Source organism: Myxococcus guangdongensis (assembly GCF_024198255.1).
In the GTDB taxonomy this organism is placed as follows: Bacteria; Myxococcota; Myxococcia; order Myxococcales; family Myxococcaceae; genus Myxococcus; species Myxococcus guangdongensis.
Map to the genome: position 1 here is coordinate 265981 of NZ_JAJVKW010000004.1, position 17693 is coordinate 283673.

17 protein-coding genes are annotated in these 17693 nt (G+C 69.7%); 9 read left to right on the forward strand and 8 right to left on the reverse strand.

All coding sequences use genetic code 11. The features are described 5' to 3' along the window. Position 1 precedes the first annotated feature (1 nt). Both LXT21_RS14445 and corA read right to left on the reverse strand, forming a co-directional pair. Positions 2 to 784 carry an alpha/beta fold hydrolase gene (locus tag LXT21_RS14445; protein ID WP_254038724.1) on the reverse strand — a complete coding sequence of 261 codons (783 nt, stop codon included), beginning with the start codon at positions 782 to 784 and terminating at the stop codon, positions 2 to 4. A gap of 20 nt (positions 785 to 804) precedes the next feature. Next, entirely contained in the window at positions 805 to 1746 is a 942-nt protein-coding gene (gene corA, locus LXT21_RS14450) for a magnesium/cobalt transporter CorA (RefSeq protein WP_254038725.1), read from the reverse strand. An 80-nt stretch (positions 1747 to 1826) separates the two neighbouring features. Between corA and LXT21_RS14455 the strand changes: the two genes are divergently transcribed. Genes LXT21_RS14455 through LXT21_RS14465 form a run of 3 tightly spaced genes read left to right on the forward strand, consistent with a single transcriptional unit; the run spans position 1827 to position 5009 of the window. After that, positions 1827 to 2984, forward strand: a complete 1158-nt coding sequence (locus LXT21_RS14455) for a hypothetical protein (RefSeq protein WP_254038726.1) — start codon at positions 1827 to 1829, stop codon at positions 2982 to 2984. Then, positions 2984 to 3808, forward strand: a complete 825-nt coding sequence (locus LXT21_RS14460; protein ID WP_254038727.1) for an HAD-IIB family hydrolase — start codon at positions 2984 to 2986, stop codon at positions 3806 to 3808. Before LXT21_RS14455 ends, LXT21_RS14460 begins: the two co-directional genes overlap by 1 nt. Before the next feature lie 4 nt (positions 3809 to 3812). Continuing rightward, positions 3813 to 5009 (forward strand): class I SAM-dependent rRNA methyltransferase, encoded by a 1197-nt coding sequence (locus tag LXT21_RS14465; RefSeq protein ID WP_254038728.1) that lies wholly within the window; start codon positions 3813 to 3815, stop codon positions 5007 to 5009. 43 nt (positions 5010 to 5052) lie between these two features. Here the strand turns inward: LXT21_RS14465 and LXT21_RS14470 are convergent, their stop codons facing one another. The 3 genes from LXT21_RS14470 to LXT21_RS14480 all read right to left on the reverse strand — a co-directional run bounded on the left by LXT21_RS14470 (position 5053) and on the right by LXT21_RS14480 (position 6979). Continuing rightward, positions 5053 to 5475, reverse strand: a complete 423-nt coding sequence (locus tag LXT21_RS14470) for a hypothetical protein (protein WP_254039110.1) — start codon at positions 5473 to 5475, stop codon at positions 5053 to 5055. A gap of 103 nt (positions 5476 to 5578) precedes the next feature. Next, positions 5579 to 6004, reverse strand: coding sequence for a hypothetical protein (locus tag LXT21_RS14475; protein WP_254038729.1), 426 nt, complete (start codon positions 6002 to 6004; stop codon positions 5579 to 5581). Between the two features lie 33 nt (positions 6005 to 6037). After that, positions 6038 to 6979, reverse strand: a complete 942-nt coding sequence (locus tag LXT21_RS14480; RefSeq protein WP_254038730.1) for a hypothetical protein — start codon at positions 6977 to 6979, stop codon at positions 6038 to 6040. A 272-nt stretch (positions 6980 to 7251) separates the two neighbouring features. On the opposite strand from LXT21_RS14480, the gene LXT21_RS14485 reads away from it, so the two are divergent. The 3 genes from LXT21_RS14485 (at position 7252) to LXT21_RS14495 (ending at position 10066) form a co-directional block, all read left to right on the forward strand. Further along, a complete protein-coding gene (locus tag LXT21_RS14485) occupies positions 7252 to 7884 on the forward strand; it encodes a serine aminopeptidase domain-containing protein (protein WP_254038731.1) in 633 nt (210 codons plus the stop codon). Between the two features lie 161 nt (positions 7885 to 8045). Continuing rightward, positions 8046 to 9854 (forward strand): S8 family serine peptidase, encoded by a 1809-nt coding sequence (locus LXT21_RS14490; protein ID WP_254038732.1) that lies wholly within the window; start codon positions 8046 to 8048, stop codon positions 9852 to 9854. Continuing rightward, positions 9851 to 10066: a DUF5818 domain-containing protein gene (locus tag LXT21_RS14495; RefSeq protein ID WP_254038733.1), complete on the forward strand. Its 216-nt coding sequence runs from the start codon at positions 9851 to 9853 to the stop codon at positions 10064 to 10066. The genes LXT21_RS14490 and LXT21_RS14495 overlap by 4 nt, the downstream gene beginning before the upstream one ends. Before the next feature lie 135 nt (positions 10067 to 10201). Here the strand turns inward: LXT21_RS14495 and LXT21_RS14500 are convergent, their stop codons facing one another. Beyond that, positions 10202 to 11386, reverse strand: coding sequence for a type II CAAX endopeptidase family protein (locus LXT21_RS14500; RefSeq protein ID WP_323394487.1), 1185 nt, complete (start codon positions 11384 to 11386; stop codon positions 10202 to 10204). Positions 11387 to 11577: 191 nt separating this feature from the next. On the opposite strand from LXT21_RS14500, the gene LXT21_RS14505 reads away from it, so the two are divergent. The 3 genes from LXT21_RS14505 to LXT21_RS14515 are packed head-to-tail and all read left to right on the forward strand — an operon-like array spanning position 11578 to position 14537. Next, positions 11578 to 12897: a hypothetical protein gene (locus tag LXT21_RS14505; RefSeq protein WP_254038735.1), complete on the forward strand. Its 1320-nt coding sequence runs from the start codon at positions 11578 to 11580 to the stop codon at positions 12895 to 12897. Next, positions 12898 to 14082, forward strand: coding sequence for a cytochrome c3 family protein (locus tag LXT21_RS14510; RefSeq protein ID WP_254038736.1), 1185 nt, complete (start codon positions 12898 to 12900; stop codon positions 14080 to 14082). Beyond that, positions 14082 to 14537, forward strand: coding sequence for an Ig-like domain-containing protein (locus LXT21_RS14515; protein WP_254038737.1), 456 nt, complete (start codon positions 14082 to 14084; stop codon positions 14535 to 14537). The genes LXT21_RS14510 and LXT21_RS14515 overlap by 1 nt, the downstream gene beginning before the upstream one ends. A 21-nt stretch (positions 14538 to 14558) precedes the next feature. On the opposite strand, the gene LXT21_RS14520 is transcribed toward LXT21_RS14515, so the two are convergent. Both LXT21_RS14520 and LXT21_RS14525 read right to left on the reverse strand, forming a co-directional pair. Beyond that, positions 14559 to 15056: a DUF6265 family protein gene (locus tag LXT21_RS14520; protein ID WP_254038738.1), complete on the reverse strand. Its 498-nt coding sequence runs from the start codon at positions 15054 to 15056 to the stop codon at positions 14559 to 14561. A gap of 74 nt (positions 15057 to 15130) precedes the next feature. Beyond that, a complete protein-coding gene (locus LXT21_RS14525) occupies positions 15131 to 17683 on the reverse strand; it encodes a 1-acyl-sn-glycerol-3-phosphate acyltransferase (RefSeq protein WP_254038739.1) in 2553 nt (850 codons plus the stop codon). Positions 17684 to 17693: the final 10 nt, after the last annotated feature.

Below are 17693 nucleotides of genomic sequence, written 5' to 3' on the forward strand. Positions count from 1 at the left end.
CTCAGAGTGACGCGAGGAACGCGTCCAGCACGGCGTTGACGCGCTCGGGCTGCTCCTGGTTGGCCAGGTGCGCGGCGCCGGGGATGACCTCCAGCCGGGCACCGGAGACCAGGTCCGCCATCTGCTTGGCCTTCTCGGGCGGGGTGATGGCGTCGTTCTCGCCCACGAGCATCAACGCCGGCCCCGCGTAGCGCGCCAGGATGTCCTTGCTGTCGGGCCGCAGCGCCATGCCGCGCTGGGCGGCTGCGATGGCCTGGGGCGAGGCTCCGCGCATCTGCGCCTCCACCGCGCGACCCACCGGAGAGTCCGCGCCCGAGCCGACGAGCTTGGGCAGCAGGGCCTGGATGACGGGCTCCACGCCCTTCTCCAGCGCCTCCTTCGCGGAGGCCTCGCGGCGCGCCTTGCCCGCGTCGTCATCCGCGGTGCATTGCGTGTCCATCAACACCAGTCCGGCGACCCGGCCCGCGTCCTCGCGCATCAGCGCCATGGCCGCGTAGCCACCCATGGACACCCCGCCCACCACGGCCCGGTCGATGCCGAGCGCATCCAGCAGCGCCAGCGTGTCCTGGGCGATGAGCGACATGAGGGTAGGGCCTTCACCGAGCCCGCTCCCTCCGAAGCCTCGCGTGTCCGGGAGGATGAAGCGGTATCGGCCCGACAGGGCCTTCACCTGCGCATCGAAGGACTCCCCGTTGAGGGGGAAGGCGTGCAGCAGCACCACCGCCGGGCCCTGGCCCACGTCTCGGTAGTGCAGGGGAAGGCCATCCACGGTGACGGTCGGCATGAATCCTCCAGCGAGCGGCCTCACAGCCACTGCTTGTGTTTGAACCAGAAGAAGAGGGACACGGGCAGGGCGATGATCGACACCCACATGGCGATGTACGAGCCCTGTCCCGACAGCGCGTCGAAGTTCTGCCCGAAGAATCCGACGATGAACGAGAGCGGCAGGAAGATGGTGGCGAAGATGGTGAGCTGCTTGGTGATGTCGTTCGTCTTGTTGGCGACCATCGACAGGTAGCCGTCCATCACGTTGCCCAGGATGTCCCGGCCGGCGTCGATCTGCTCGTACAGCCGCACCAGGTGGTCGTACACGTCGCGGAAGTAGAGCGTGGAGCGGTCGTCGACGTGGGGGATGCCCCGCCGGGCCATCAACCCCACCACGTCGCGTTGGGGGGACAGCACCCGGCGCAGCTGCACCAGCATCCGCTTCAGCTCGAAGATGCGCTGGAGCTGGGACTTCTCCACCTGCTCGAAGATGGCCACCTCCAGGTCCTCCAGCTCGTCGCCGAAGGTGTCGAGGATGGGAAACTGGGCATCCACCAGCCCGTCCGCCAGCAGGTAGAGGATGAAGTCGGTGCCGCGCCCCAGGGTGGTGGCCGGGTCCGCGTGCACGCGCTGCCGCACGGACTCCAGCCCGTTGAAGGGCAGCTCGTGCACGCTGATGATCCACTCCTTGGCGAGGAAGAAGTGGTGCTCATGCAGGGTGAGCTGGCACACGTCCTTGCCCGCGCTGAACCCTTGGAGGACGACGAAGACGTGGTTGGGGTACTCCTCCAGCTTGGGGCGCTGGTCCAGGTGGAGGCAGTCCTCGACGGCCAGCTTGTGCAGGCCGAAGCGCTCGGCGAGCCGGGCCATCTGCGCCTCGTCCGGCTGGAGGACGTCGATCCACTTGCGCCCCTCCTCGGCGAGCAGCTCCTCACCCCCGGTGAAGAGGGCTCCGTCCTTCAGCAGACAGACCTGAATCATCCCGTAGCGCTCCCGGGCCTTGCGGCGCGGCCCCGGTCCGAGTGCTAGAACTCCCCCGCGCGGAAGTCGAGCGCTAGAGTGTGCCCCCCGTGTCCGCAGACGCCGAGAACCCGCAGGCCTCCCTGACTCCGAGGCTCGAAGAAATCCTCCAGGCCCATCCCGACGGCGCTTTCGCCGGCCGGTTGCGCAAGGTGTACACCGCCGCCGCCCAGGCCATCGCCCGGCTGAGCGACATGGACCTGGTGAAGTACGAAACGCCCGTGGTGGATTCCAGCCCGGACCTCTCCCTCTGGGAGGAGATGGCGCCCGTCATCCGCGACACGGTGATGGACGTCAACGCGCTCCTCAACGTCATCCGCGAGCAGTTCCCCGCGCAGCCCGGCGGAAACCTGGCCGACCTGGTGCTGAGCGGCGCCAAGGACCTGGGCATGCTGATGCATGACGCGATGACCCAGCTGGCCCAGGGAATCACGCAGCTGGGCGAGGCCATGCGCAACCCGTCCGTGGTGAGCGACCGGTGGACGCTGCTGGCGGAGATCCAGCGCTTCCGCTCGAGCTTCCGCGAGCGCGTCAGCAGCCTCGTCTTCGAGACGGCGAGCACGCTGGGCGAGGTGACGCGGGCGCAGGTGGTGCCCGGCCACGAGGCGGAGGTGAAGGCCGCGGTGACGGTGCGCGCCATCTCCGCGGACCTGGGCCGCATCCTGACGGCGCGGCTCAACAAGGTGCGCGACGCGGAAGCCCAGGACGTGCAGTGGAACGCGCAGCAGCTCCAGACGGAGATGGACGCGTTCGGTCGCACGGCCGCGTACCGGAACCTGCGCGCGCAGGACAAGCGCCACATCGTGGAGATGCGCGCGGAGGTGGGGCGGCTGGCCATCCTCGACAACCCTCCGCGCGAGGAGTTGCTGAAGGTGGTGAGCGAGCTGGAGGCCTTCGTGCGCGGCCTGTCCGCGGTGAACCAGCGACAGATCCTCATCATCCATGACCGCGAGGTGTGGGCGTCCTGCGGCGTGAAGCTGGAGCGGGCGCTGTCGCTGGTGGACGAGGACGCGCCGGTGTCCGCGCGGCTGCTCGCCGAGGCGGCCGCGGCGGCCCAGTCGCTCTACGGGCGCGCGTCGGACATGGACGCGTTCCTGCGCAAGGCGCGCAAGCAGCCCCTGGCGCAGCTCACGGGCCCGGAGCTGGGCGCGACCATCGAGATCTTCCAGGGACTGCTCGCCCAACTGGACGTGATGTGATGCCCCCCGCCAGCAAGGTCGTGACGCCGCGCCCGCTGCGCGAGGCGGACCTGTCCCGTGTCGAGGGGGTCTTCACGGACGTGGATGGCACCCTGACGACAGGCCACAAGCTGCGCTCGGACACCGTGCGAGCGCTGGAGCGGCTGTCCGACTCCGGGCTGCGCGTGGTGCTGGTGAGCGGTCGTCCGGCGGGGTGGGGCGAGGCGTGGGCCCGGCAGCTGCCCGTGGATGGCGTCATCGTGGAGAACGGGGGCCTGTTCTTCCTGCGAGGCAAGCGAGGGCTGCGCAAGGTGTACCTGGAGGCGCCCGCCGAGCGCGTGGCGAACCGGCGCAGGCTCCAGGCCGAGGTCGCCCGGGTGTTGAAGCAGGTGCCGGGCGCGCGGCTGTCGGTGGACAGCGCGTACACGGAAGTGGACCTGGCCGTGGATTACAACGAGGAGGCCCGGCTGGGTGAGGAGGGCGCTGCTCGCATCGAGTCACTGTTGCACGCGCGTGGCGTGACGGCGGTGCGCTCGTCGGTGCATGTGAATTGCTGGCTCGGCCGCTTCGACAAGCTGAGCGCGACGCGGAGATTCGCGCGGGTGGCGTGGGGGGAGAAGCTGGAGCCCCGGGACGGCCGCTACGTGTATGTGGGGGATTCTTTCAACGACGCCCCGATGTTCCAGGCTTTCGAGCTGGGAGTGGGCGTGGCCAACGTGCGCGCGGTGTTGGACCGCATCGACGCGCCGCCGGCCTTCATCACCCGGGCGGCGGAGGGGAAGGGCTTCGAGGAGCTGGCCCGGACGCTGCTGGCCCGGCGGAGCCGAAGGGCTCGTGAGGAGTGACACCGTGAATGTCGTGAAGTTGGAGCTGGCGCGCGGACTGGGACGGCACCTGCGCGCGGGGCACCCGTGGGTGTTCCGCAAGGCGTTGGAGCACGTACCGCGCATCCCCGCCGGCAGCGTGGTGGACCTGACGGAGAACGGGAAGTTCGTCGCGCGCGGGTATTACGACCCACACTCGGCCATCGCCGTGCGGGTGCTGACGCGTGACTCTCGGGACACGGTGGACGCGGGCTTCATCACCCGGCGCGTGCGGCAGGCCCTGGCCGAGCGCCAGTCGCTCATCGACCTGACGGACACGGACAGCTACCGCCTGATTCACGGCGAAGGTGACGGGCTGCCGGGCGTGGTGGTGGACCTCTACGCGGGCTGGGCGGTGATGAAGCTGTACTCGGCCGGCCTGACGCCGTACCGGCCGCTCATCATCGAGGCGCTGAAAGCCGGAGTGCCGGGGCTCAAGGGCATCGTCGGCCGCGACGAGGTGGCGCGCGACGACGTGGAGGAGGACGAGGGCCGGGGCACCGGCCGCATGCTGTACGGCGCCGATGCGCCGGAGCAGATCGCCATCCGCGAGCGTGGCGTCACCTTCATGGTGGACGTGTGGCGAGGACAGAAGACGGGCTTCTTCCTGGACCAGCGTGAGAACCGTCACCTCATCCGTCGGCTGGCCAAGGGCCGCGACGTGCTCAACTGCTTCAGCTTCAGCGGCGGCTTCTCCGTCAACGCGGCGCTGGGTGGGGCCAACAGCGTGTTCTCAGTGGACCTGGACCCGGAGGCCATCGCCCTGGCGCGCGAGAACTTCACGCGCAACGGGCTGCCGGCGGAGAAGCACGACTTCCTCGCGGCGGACGTGTTCAAGGTCATCCAGTCCTTCAAGGACGAGGGCCGCACGTTCGACTTGCTCATCCTGGACCCGCCGGCCTTCGCCAAGAGCCAGCGCGCGGTGCAGGCGGCCATCGACGGTTACGCGTCCCTCAACCGTCAGGCGCTGGGCATCCTCCGGCCCGGAGGATTGCTGGCCACGGCGTCGTGCTCCGCGCGCGTGAGCCCCGACGAGTTCATGGGCGCGGTGCGTGAGGCGGGCTTCAAGGCCGGCGTGGACCTGGCGCTCGTCGAGGAGCGCTACCAGCCGCCGGACCACCCCGTGCGCCTGCAGTTCCCGGAAGGGAAGTACCTCAAGTTCTACGTGCTCCAGGCCGTCTGAAGCCCCGTGAGGCGCGGACGCGAGGAGGGTTCTCGCGTCCCGCTCAGGTGCCGAAGACGCGCGACGCCACGCGGTCCAACACGGTGGTGCCCCACGTGAGGCTGGTCTTCATCAGCCGCTCCATGTCCTTCGTGAAGGCGGAGCCCGCGGGCATCTGCGTGTAGTCGCGGCTGAGGAACAGGCTCTTGTTCTCCGTCTCGAAGTCCACCGTGCCGCCGCCCGCGTCGGTGCCCTCCTCGGCCTCGCGGCGGAAGCCGTCGATGACGCCCGGCTTCGGGTCCTCGCGGAAGCGGTACACGAGCGCGCTGCACTCGAGCGTCTGCGTCGCCTCGTGGTGCTCGAAGTAGAGCTGCGCGTCGCCCACCATCGCGCCGCCGAAGCCCTGCGCGTTGAGTCCCTCGCTCATCCCCGCGCCCTGCGTCTGCAGGTACCAGCGAACGAGCTCCCGCGCGGCCTCGCGAGTCATCGGGCCACCTGGTGGGGGAGGGGGCTTCGCGAGGCCGATGGTCGACAGGAGCCACTGCAGGTGGCGGGAGAACGCGAGCGCCATGTCCGAAGCCCTCCTGACGTCACTTCGCGGGGATGACCTTGGCGGCCACGCGCTCGAACACGTCGCTCCCCCAACGCAGGCTCGCCGCCATGAGCTTGCTCAGCTCCGACGCGAAGACCAGGTCGATGGGAGGCGTCTGGTACGAGCGACTGAGGAAGAGGCTCTTGCTCTCCGACTCGAAGTCCACCGTGCCACCGCCAGCGTCCGTGCCCGCGGCCTGCTCGGCGCGGAAGCCCTCGAGGACGCCGGGGCGGGGCATGTCACGGAAGCGGTAGATGAGCGCGCTGCACTTGAGCTCACCGGTGTCCTCGGCGTGCTCGAAGTACAGCTGCGCTTCGCCCACCGACACTCCACCGAGCCCCTTCGGATTGAGCCCGGGGCTCAGGTGGACGCCCTGAGCCCGGAGATACTCCTGCACCAGTTGAGTGGCCTCGTCACGCGTCATGGTGGTGGTTTACCACGACTGGCGTGTGGGCCATCAGAACTGGCCGGTGCGAGCCTGCTCGAACGGAACGCGGTGGCTCAGGTACGTGTCCACCAGCGAGTGCGCGCCCGAGAACACGGTGTCCTCGGAGAAGTAGTGCACCTTCGCGTCCTTGCCCGCGTGGCGCAGCAGGTCCGCGGGGCTCCAGCCCTTGCCGCCCAGACCGAAGAGCGTGGGGACCGCGTCGCGGTTGTTGATGTAGTGCACGTAGTTGGGGCCGTCCGGGTAGGTGCAGGCGGCGGCCGCGAACGTCTCCACGTTCAGCTTGCTCATCGTCTGCTGGACCTGCTCCTTGGACATCCCGTCTTCGATGCGCAGCCGGCGCGCCACATCCGACAGCGCGCGTGAGGTGATGAGGCCACCCTGGCTGTAGCCGATGAGGTGCACGTCACGGCCCGCCTTCAGCTCGTTGTAGACGGTGTCCGCCAGCGTATCCACGGCCGGGTTGGTGCCCTTGCCCAGCTTGTCCTTCACGGCCTGGAACAGGTCGGAGACGGTGCCCTCGGTCGAGTTGTGGATGCCGATGGTGCGCATGCCCGTCGTGTCCGCGAGCGCCTGCAGCTCCTTCGTCTGCTTGGCCAGGTCCGTGCGCATGCCGTTGGTGTAGATGACCGTGGCCGTCGCGTTCGGGTTGTTCTTCGGCGTGAAGGCGGGGACGTCGCTCAGCGGCGTGCCGGGCTCGAACGTCTGGCCCCCCGCGCCCACCAGCTTGCCGTCGTAGACCTTGTCCTTCGAGCCCGCGGGCGCCGTGAAGACACCGGCCACCGTCGCCGTGCCCTTCGCCTTGCCGCTCTCGAAGCCATCCACCACCGCGTTCGCGCGACCCGCGCTCGGCTGCACCGCCGGCGTCGCCACGGTGTTCACTTCCGACGTGCGGCCAACAGGGGTCCGGGGGGTGGTGCCGACGACGGGGCGGCCACGCTCGATGGTGCTCATGCTGGAGGGCTCCTGCGGACTACGACGGGGGATGGAAGATGACGTCCTTGCCCCATTGTCCCAGGAAGCCGTCCGAAGTTGCGCACGAACGCGGTAATTCGCTCCTAACGCTTAATTCCAACGCGGTGCGTCGTAATGACTTCTTGCGTCGCATCCCGAGTGAGGCGGGGAAGCCGAGCTGAACGGGAGGGAATCTCGCAGGTGGGATGTCTTCCGGGGAGCGGCGAGGGCAAGAGTATCGATCCGCCGCCTGCCCCCCTATGGTGGATTGCATGGTCCAGAAAGGTCAGTTCCTGGAGCGCTCCACGCTCATCCCCGTGGGCGCGGAGGTGATGGAGGGGACAGCGCATCGCGGCAAGCGCGCGCCTCCGTTGCTCATCATCCCGCCGCGACCGGACGAGGGTGGGGGGATGGATCACGTCATCGCCGCGGAGCTCGCCTGGGCGGCGGCCAGCGCGGGCTTCCCCACGCTGCGCTTCAACCACCGGGGCGTGGGCGCGAGCCAGGGCCAGCGGGGCAAGGACCTGGCGCTGCTCGAGGATGCCGAGGCGGCGATGCGGGTCCTCCTCGAGACGGCCGGCACGAGCGCCGTGGCGGTGGCGTCGCTGCATGGCGGTGCTCAGGTGGCCCTGGCGCTCCAGGCGCGCTTCCCTTCGGTGGGAGGCCTGTGTCTGGTGGCGCCGGCGGAGGTGGACCCGGCGGTGCTGGGGCGCGTGACGTGCCCGTTGCTGGTGGTCCAGGGGGAGGCGGACGGACGGATGCCTCGGGCGGCGGTGTCCGCGGCGGTGGCCCGGGTGGGAGGTGAGTTCGAGGTCATCGACGACGCGGGCGCCACCTTCCAGCGCAACCTCCCCCAGGTGGGTCACGCCCTGTCCCACTGGCTCCAACGCCTCTCCGGCGGTTGACCGATGGTCCGCAACCCAGCGGACTTCTTCACATTTCTTCAGCCTCCCGCACTTGCACGCCGGGAGAGTGGACGTACAGACTGTCCGTGCAGACCCAATCGTTTCCCCGTTCGTTCGTAGGGTCTTCCGGAAGCGTGCCTCGTTCCTCAAGGAGTATCCCGATGCGGATGGTGCGATGGAGTTTGGGCGGAGCCGCGCTGGCCCTGGCCGTGACGGTGGCGCCCGCGTGCAAGTCCGCGGAGCGCGAAGCCGAGCGCCCGGCGCCGCCCCCTGCCTCGCTGGCGGACCTGGCGGACGCGGTGGACGTGGTGCCCCACGCCATCGTCGTCGACTTCAAGGACGGCACGACCAAGGCGCAGTTCGACGCCTGGGAGACCGAGTGGGGCGTGGACCTGGAGCTCAACTCGGTGGAGAGCGCCGACGAGGCCCTCACGCTGGCGGTGGGCGTGGACGACGTGGCGGGCGTGCTGGAGAAGATCCGCCAGCACCCGAGCGTCGAGGCCGCCGAGCCGCTGATGGAGGTCCGCGCGAGCTTCACGCCGAATGACCCCGAGTACGCGCGGCAGTGGAACCTGGCGATGATCGACATGCCCAAGGCCTGGGAGCGCAGCCGGGGCAAGGGCGTCGTCGTCGCCGTGCTGGACACGGGCATCGCGTACGAGGACCACGAGGACTTCAAGCAGGTGCCCGACCTGAAGGGCGTGAAGTTCGTGTCTGGTTACGACTTCGTCAACGACGACGAGCACGCGAACGATGACCACGGCCACGGCACGCACGTGGCGGGCACCATCGCGCAGGCGACCAACAACGGCGAGGGCGTGGCGGGTGTGGCCTTCGAGGCGACGCTGATGCCGGTGAAGGTGCTCAACCACTTTGGTGGTGGCACCACGGCGGACATCGCGGACGCCATCCGCTTCGCGGCGGACAAGGGCGCGAACGTCATCAACATGTCGCTGGGCGGTGGCGGCTACTCGCAGGTGATGGCGCAGGCGGTGGAGTACGCGCGCAAGAAGGGCGTCACCGTGGTGGCCGCCGCGGGCAACGGTGGCCGCGCGCACGTGGAGTTCCCGGCGGCCTATCCGGGCGCCGTGGCGGTGTCGGCGGTGGGGCCGGATGGCGCGCTGGCGCCGTACTCGTCCTATGGCAAGGAACTGGACATCGCCGCGCCCGGTGGTGACAAGCGCCGTGGGGACGCGGGCGGCATCATCCAGAACACCATCGACCCGAGGGACGTGTCGCGCTCCGTCTACGCCTCGTACCAGGGCACCAGCATGGCCACGCCGCACGTGGCCGCGGTGGCCGCGATGCTGTACTCGGCGGGCGCGAAGGGGCCGGACGAGGTGGAGAAGGCGCTGTACGCGGGCGCGACGAAGGTGGCGGACCAGGCGTGGACCGAGCAGTACGGACACGGCCTGCTCAACGCGGAGGCGTCGCTGGCGTCGCTCGGCGGTGGGATGTCGCGTTGGCCGCCGCTGTACTGGGCGCTGGCGCTGCTGGCCTTCGTGCTGCTGACGCTGCGCGGCCGTGAGCGCCCGGGCTACCTCAACGCGCTCTTGCGGCCGGCCTTCATCGTGCCGCTGCTGCTCTCCACGGTGGGCGTGTACTTCGTGCGTGCCTGGTTCATGGGCACGGCGGGCGCCGCGGGTGACGTGGTGGAGATGGCCTCGCTGCCCATCCCGGATTGGGAGCGCATCATCTTCGGCCGGGGCCGCACGGTGAACCCGCTGTTCTACAGCGCGCTCATCCCCGTGCTGCTGTCGCTGCCGGCCATCGGCTGGAAGGGGATGCGCTCGGCGGTGGGGGGCCTCGCGTTGGGGTTCGCGGGCTTCCTGGCGTACTCGGCGTGGGCGGGCGCTCCGGCGCTGTCGTGGATGCCCTTCGCGTTCCTGGCGAAGCCGTGGCTGGGCTTCAACACGGTCGTCTGCCTCATCGTCGCCCGCGCCATGCTCAAGCGCGAGGACGTGCCGTGACGCTCACCGGGCGCGTGGCGTTCCGCGACATCGAGACGGGTGTCTGGGTGCTGGAGGCCGATGATGGCACCACGTATCAGCTCGCGGGTGGTGACCGGCACATCAAGAAGGACGGCCACCGCATCGAGGCCGAGGGCCGCGTGGACAAGGACATGCTCACCCTCGCGATGGTGGGCCCCGTCTTCCACGTGAGCTCGTATCGCTTCGTCTGACGTGGAGGGCCGGGCGCTGGCTCGGCCATTCCTCGTCGCGAAGATTTCCGCGAGCCCGTCAGGGCGGCGGGGCGAGGCGCGGAAGCCTGTCCGTGCGCGGTGCCTGGAGGCTCCTTCCTCCGGCGCCGCGCTCGCTCACGGTGACTTCGTGCCGCCTTCGGCCTTGTGCGCGCGCGCCTGACGCGTGCGCTCCTCGCTGTATGCCTCCAGCGGAGCCTTACCCCGGCGCACGGCCCCGCGGAGCTCCTTCAATGACTCCCGCTCCGCTTGGAGCCCCGCGGGCGCGTCCTTCCTGAGCGGTGCGAGCGGGTGGGCCACGTCATGGAGGTTGAGCGCGATGCCGCGCCGGTCCACCACGGCGAGCAGCACCAAGGACAGCGTCGCCGCCACCACCCACGGCAGCACCAGCTTCGCCAGCGACGGCACGGGCTTCGTCTCCCGCGCGCGCTCGTCGCTCACCGCCATGCCGGTGCCCCAGACCGGGACCCACCGCGACATGCCCAGCAGCGCGAGCACCCCCACCCACCCGAGGCTCGCCAGCATGAGCACGTCCTGGGGCTGGGTGTCTGTCTCGGGGGCCTCGGTGCCCATCGACTTGGCCACGAGGAACGCGGCCGAGGACACCATGTTGTTGGCCGCGTGCGCGGCGATGCCGGGCCACAGCGAGCCGGTGCGCAGGTAGAGCCAGCCGAACAGCAGGCCCAGCTCCACGCGCGCCACGAAGCCCACCGGGTCCAGGTGGAACGCGCTGAACACCACCGCGGAGATGACCAGGGCCGTCGTGGGCGAGCGCGGCGCCGGGGGCGTCAGGCCCCGCTGGAAGACGCCCCGGAAGAACAGCTCCTCGCAGATGGGCGCGGCGACCGTCACGCCCGCCAGGATGATGGCGAGCTCCACGGGCGTCTGCTGCTCGAAGAGCCGCGAGCCGTCGAACATCTCCTTCATCCACTCGGGCGCGAGCTTCTGCGCGGTGAACTGGATGGGCACCACCAGCGCGAAGAAGTTGGCGATGCCCAACAGGAAGCCGAAGAGCGTCGGCACCGGATGCAGCGGCGTCAGCCCCGTGAAGAGCGCGGGCTTCCATCCCCCCAGGCGCGGCAGCAGCCACCCGAGCGCCATGAAGATGAACACCTCGGTGAACCAGATGCCGAAGGCCGCGTTGAGCAGCTGGACGGAGCCGCCCACCAGGATGAAGAGCACCAGCGCCAGGGCCGCCCCGCCGAGCGCCAGCACCCGAGGGCTCCTGGGCTCCGGGGGAGGAGGCTCGGAGGGCCCAGCCGGCCCGAGAGGCGCGGCGTCGCTGGGAGCGGAATCTTCCAATTTGTCATCTCCTTGACGCGAAAAGCTGAACTGTCGCGGCAGCATGTCTCTATACTGTCCGCACCTTGACGTCCTACATCCTGGCTCGAACGGTGCAGCGGACGTGGTGGAAGCCCCCTCGAACTCTTGGCGTTGTCTGTGCCCTGGGCCTGGGGCTGGGAGCAACGACGTCGCACGCGTCGGCGTTCCTGGTGGAAGCGCGAACCGAGGCGCAGGCGTACCAGATTCGTGCGTGGCGTGGCAGCACGTCAGAAGACCCGGTGCTGCTGCCGCGGCGCCGAATCGTCCAGTACCTGGGGCTCAATGCCTTCGAGCTCGCCACGGGACAGGACCTGGGCTTCGAGTCCAACATGCGCATCTGGGCGGACTTCGGCCTGCCCAAGGGTGAGGCCGAGCGCGTCGATGGGCTGAAGTCCGAGGACGCGGAGCTGCTCCACGCGTACGTGCGCTACGCGAAGGGCGGCTTCGAGGGACGGCTGGGCCGGCAGCTCTACACGGACGTCTCGGACATCATCGCGTTCGATGGTCTGCGCGCGCGCTACGTGACGCGCATGGGCCTGGGCGCGGAGCTGTACGGTGGCCTGTGGGTGAAGGGCGCGAGCTTCCTGGGCTCGTCCGTGTATCAGCCGGATGGCACGCGGGAGAGCGACTCGCGGCGGTTGGACCAGGGCGTGGCGGGCGCGGACCCCACGCTGACTTCGATGGAGCCCGTCTTCGGTGCCAAGCTGCTGCTCGAGGACGTGAAGGGCTTCAACGCCACGGTGGGCTACCGCAAGGCGATGGTGGAGGGGAAGACGGACCTGGAGCGCGCCACGGTGGAGGCGCGCTACGGCCGCGGCCTGGGGCTCAACGCGCTGGCCGGCGTGGACTACGACGTGCTGCAGGGCAAGGTGGCCCAGGTGCGCACGCAGGTGCGCTGGGACGGCATGCGCGTCGCGACGACGCTGGAGGCGATGCGCCTGTCGCCCGTGCTGTCGGCGGACTCCATCTGGTACTACTTCGCGTGGGCGCCGCGCGACGAGGCGCGGGTTCGCGTGGACGTGTTCACCCCCGGCCCGCTGCGCTTCTACGTGCAGGCGCTGGGCAGCCGCTACAACGAGAACGTCAACCCGGCGATGGCCATCGCCTCGCAGGTGGACGCGGAGGGCGCACCGAAGTCCACCAGCGTCGGTGGGGCGGGGGGCGCGGCGTGGCGCTCGGGCGCGTTCCGCTCGGCGCTGGACGTGACGTACCGCACGGGCTTCGGCGGAGACCAACTCTGGGGCGACCTCACCGGGGGCTACACGTTCGACCGGGAGCGCTTCACGTTGGACGCGCGGGTGTCCTTCGCGCGCATCTTCGACAGCTTCAACGCGCGCCTGGGCGGCAACTTCTACGGCGCGCAGGTGTGGGCCAGCCGGGCGCTGACGCGCGCGACGCGGCTGTCGCTGGTGGTGGAGCAGAACTTCAATCCCTTCACCGACTCGGACACGAAGGGCTTCCTCCTCTTCGACCTGAAGGCGAGCTTGTAGATGCTTCACCGTCAGAACCGACATGCGCTGCTCGCCCTGGCCGCGCTCGCCATGCTGGTGGGCGCCGGCGTCGCCTGGGCCGCCACGGCCCGCGAGCGCAGCCTGGCCGTCTACCCCGCCCAGCACGTGCCGCTGCGCTTCGACCACGCCCAGCACCTGGAGGCGGGCGCCGAGTGCACCACGTGCCACGACTCGGCCCGCGCCAGCGCATCCTCCAAGGACCTGAACCTCCCGGGCCACGAGGAGTGCGAGACCTGCCACGACATCGAGGCGGGCCGGAAGGGCAAGCCCACGGACCCGCCGTCGTCGTGCAACACCTGCCACCCGGGCTTCGACGCCACCGTGCGCAAGGAGCCCGCGAAGCTTTCCATGCCCCCGGCCAACCTGCACTTCAGCCACCAGCAGCACGTGGACAAGAAGGTGGAGTGCTCGGTGTGCCACGGCGAGATGAAGGACGTGAAGCTCGGCACGCGCAACCAGCTGCCGAAGATGGCCACGTGCTTCAAGTGCCACGACGGCACCGTGGCCTCCAACACGTGCGCCACGTGTCACCCGACGGAGCCCTCGGGTCGGCTGAAGCTGACGTTCGACTCGGGCCTGCTCAAGCCCATGCAGGGCAACCCGCTGGGCCTGGACCACGGCCCGCGCTTCGAGTTCAACCACGGGGCCCGCGCGTCCACGGACCGGCTGGTCTGCATGCAGTGCCACAGCGAGAGCTACTGCCAGACGTGCCATGACGGCATGCAGAAGCCGCTGTCCATCCACCCCAACGACTTCATCACGCTGCACCCGGTGCAGGCCCGGACCAACTCGCCCCGGTGCGAGAGCTGCCACCGCGCCCAGTCCTTCTGCGCCGCCTGCCACGAGCGCGCGGGCGTGGGCATGGACGCGGCCCAGTCGCTGCGGCCGCGCAACCAGAAGGTGCACCCGGACTACTCCACGTGGGTGGAGCTGCCCGGACCGCGGCACCACGGCATCGCCGCGTCGCGGGACCTGACCAGCTGCATCTCCTGCCACCGCGAGGAGTCGTGCATGAGCTGCCACTCGGAGCTGTCGCCGCGGCGGCAGATCAACCCGCACCCGGCGGGCTTCGCGCAGTCGTGCAAGAAGCTGGCGTCGGCGAATGACCGCGCCTGCCTCAAGTGCCACTCGTCGGAGAGCCTGGCGCAGAAGGGGTGCCGCTGATGGGCACGCGCTCGAGTCGCTTCCTCGCGGGCGTGTTCGCGCTGGCGTCGCTGTCCGGGTGCCTGGAGCCCGGCGAGGCCATCTACCTGCCGCGCGACACGGTGCCGCCCCGGGTCGTCTCCACGGCGCCAGGAGGAGGGGAGACGCTGCCGAGGGGAGGCTCCCTGCGCGTCACCTTCTCCGAGGCCATGGACATCCGCAGCCTGCGTCCGGGCATCGCGGTGTTCTCCGGTCGGGATGAGCTCCCGCTCGTGCTCACCGCCCCGCCCGTGCCGGAGCTGGACGAGGACGTGGAGCGGGGCGACGTCCCGTACTCGGTGGAGGCCGCCTTCGCCGAGGGCGTCGTGCTGACGCCCAACACGCAGTACACGCTGGTGCTGCGCACCGTGCTCACGGACTACGAGGGCAACCCGCTCTCCAGCGAGATTCGCATCGTCTTCCGCAGCGCGCCGTGAGCCCTCGCGGGCCGCGCGTGGCTACATCTGGAAGAACTCGAAGCTCTGTCCCGCCTCCTTGCCGTCCTTCTTCCCCTCGATGCGGGCGGTGAGACGGTTGGCGGTGGGGCGCTGGTAGAAGATGCGCTGCGGGTAGTCGTGCTGCGGGTTTTCGAACAACACGCCGTTGCTGTTGCAACGCAGCATCTTGAAGTCCGAGGGCGGACGCCCCATGGGCTGGGCCACGAAGTAGAGCCCGTCCTTGCGCGCTTCGATGCGCATGTACTCGAAGAACACCGTCTTGCCCTGGACGATGGTGCGGCTCACCCCGAAGAGCGTTCCGCCCGCCGCGGGCGTCCAGTGCTCCTCCATCAGGTTTCCGGCCGTGTCCTGACGCCAACTGCCCGACAGCCAGGCCACGTCGTGGATGGAGGCCCCGCACTCGCGCGAGGCCGGCTCGCGGGTGTTCGGCGTGGAGCCACAGCCGAGAAGCGGGGAGGCACCGAGGACGAGGGCAAGCAGGGCAGGGCGAGCAGTCATCCACCCATCCTCCCATGCCCCGCTGACGGGCCGCACCGTCCTCGATGAGGCGGCGCGGCCCGGAAGTCCACACGTCAGCGCTGCAGGTACTCGCGGATGCTCTCGACGAGCTGCTTGCGCGCGTCCGCGTCCGTCGCCTGGGGACCGACCTTCAACTTCTTGTCCTCCTCGACGAGGAGCTTCTGGTCCTGCAGGTACGTCACCGCGTTCTCCAGCGTCACCTTGGCCAGGGACTCGGCGGCGGTGATGCGGCCGGCGTGGTACTCGGCGCGGCCCGTCTCCAGGGCCATCCGGAGGAAGGCCTTGCGGTCCTCGGCGACGCCCGTGGCCACGTCGTTGAGCGTCATCGCGGCCAGCAGGTACGCCTCCAGGTAGTCGCGCAGCAGGTCCGCCAGGAACTCCAGCTCCGGCTGGGCATGGGGCTCGGGCGCGACGCTCAGCGTGTCGCCCTCGTGCATGACGAGGCCCATGCGCACCAGCCGCTCCACCGTCTCCGCGAAGATGGTGTCGAAGGTGGTGTTCACCCGGTAGATGAACTCGAGCTTGAACAGGCGCGAGAGGAACAGCGCGCGCGCCTTCACGTCGTCGTACGAGGCGGACGTGCCCGCGGCCAGCATCGCGTTGGCCACGAGGCTGCGCGCGGCCACCAGGTTCATCAGCGTGTTCTTGTAGAAGGACATCTCCGCGCGGCGGTCGTCCTCCACCTGGTAGATGACGTCACCCTTGGCCTCCTGGGTGCGCACCATCTCGTCGCCGATGAACGTCCGCATCGCGTCCTGGATGGGGCCCATCGTCTCGGGGTTGCTGGGGGCGTTGCCCAGCTCGCGAGACTGCGGCGCGCCGTCCTCCTGGGCGATGCGGCGCAGGATGCTGATGCGGTCCGCCAGCTCCCGCTGCGTCAGGCCCCGGCGGCGGTGCGCGAGCAGCGACGTGCTCACCAGCGCGTGCGGCGTCACGGTGGACACCTTGCTGATGCCGTACATCACGCGGTTGCCGAGCGCGCGCACCAGGCCCTTCTTCTGCTCGTCCGTCACCGGCTGGTCGGGGTCGAGTCCGCGCTCCTTCATGAACTCCACGAGCGAAATCGGCTCGTCGAACCCCAGGTGGATGCGGCCGTAGCGCGCCGCGAGCACCTTGGGCGTGCTGAGCAGCGCCTTGAGGTCCTCGGGCTTCTTCTCCCCGCCCGCCAGCTCCTTCGAGTAGCTGCCCGACTCGACGACCTTCTCGTAGTCGATGGCCACGGGGACGAAGAGCAGGTCGTTGCGCGCGCCCTCGAGCACCGACTCCACCTGCCAGGTGAACATGCCCAGCTTGGGGGAGAGCAGCTTGCCCGTGCGCGAGCGGCCGCCCTCGGGGAAGAACTCCTGGTGGATGCCGTCGTGCACCAGCTTGCGCACGTAGGCCTTGAAGGACGCGGCGTAGACCTTGTCGCCCTTGAACGAGCGGCGCAGGAAGAACGCGCCGCAGCGGCGGAAGATGCTGCCCAGGGGCCAGAAGGACAGGTTGGCGCCCGCGGCCACCAGCGGCACCGCGTAGCCGCGGTTCCACAGCACCCAGCTCATCACCAGGTAGTCCATGTGGCTCTTGTGACTGGGGCACAGGACGATGGGCGCGCGGGTGGCGGACTTGAGCGCGCGGTGCAGGCCCGCCTCGTCCACGTGCATGCCGTCGTAGATGCGGTTGAACACCCAGTCGAGCAGGGGCGCCACGAAGGCCAGCGTCGTGGGGCTGGGCTTGGCGGCGATGGCCTCCAGGTTGCGGCGGGCCTCGCGCAGCACGCTCTCCTGCTTGCGGCCGGACTGCGCGGCCTGTTCGTCCACCACCTTGCGCAGCTGCCTGTCTCTCAGCGTCTCGTCGATGATGCGCACGGGCGGCTTCGCCGGCGGGCCGAACACCGCGCGCGTCTCCCGGGCCAGGTGCACGTGCAGCGTGCTGCGCACCTTGCGCGCGAGCACCTCCACCGAGTCCTGCGGGTTCTGCTCGGCGAAGGCGCGCAGGTCGATGGGCTCTCCCACGCGGAACTGCGCGCGCTTGTAGTTGCGGAAGAAGGCCAGCATCGAGTGCAGGAAGCCCGGCGCCTCGGGGCTGCCGAACACCACGTCCACCCAGTTGGGCTTGAGGCGCGCGCTGCGCTTCTCCCAGACGAACAGCTCGGGCACCAGGTACACGGGCCGGTCCGACGTGCGCGCCAGCTCCACCAGGGCGGGGAAGGGGTCCTCGTGGGTCTCCTTCCCGGACGCGTGCAGCAGCGCCGTGCGCCGCAGGAAGACCAGACCGCTGCCTCCCTGCTGGCGCGCGTACTCGAAGCGCTCCAGGAAGGCGCCGCCCTGCTTCGTCTGGCGCCACGGCTTGGTGAACCACGGGCGCAGGTTGGACACCGCCCGCACGGGCGGCAGGCTCCGGCGCACCATGGCCCAGGTGAGGTAGAGGAAGTTCACCCACGCCGTGGAGCGCATGACGTGCACCACGAACCCCTTGGCGTGCAGGTTGCGCAGCTCGTCCTCGGCCTCGGGTGGGAAGTGGACGCTCTCCAGATAACGAGTGCCCAGCGCCCGACCCATCGGGCCGAACTCCGCCTTCAGCAAGGACTCTCCCTGATTCGCAGACTGCGACAGCGCGGTTTCCAAGGCAGCCCCC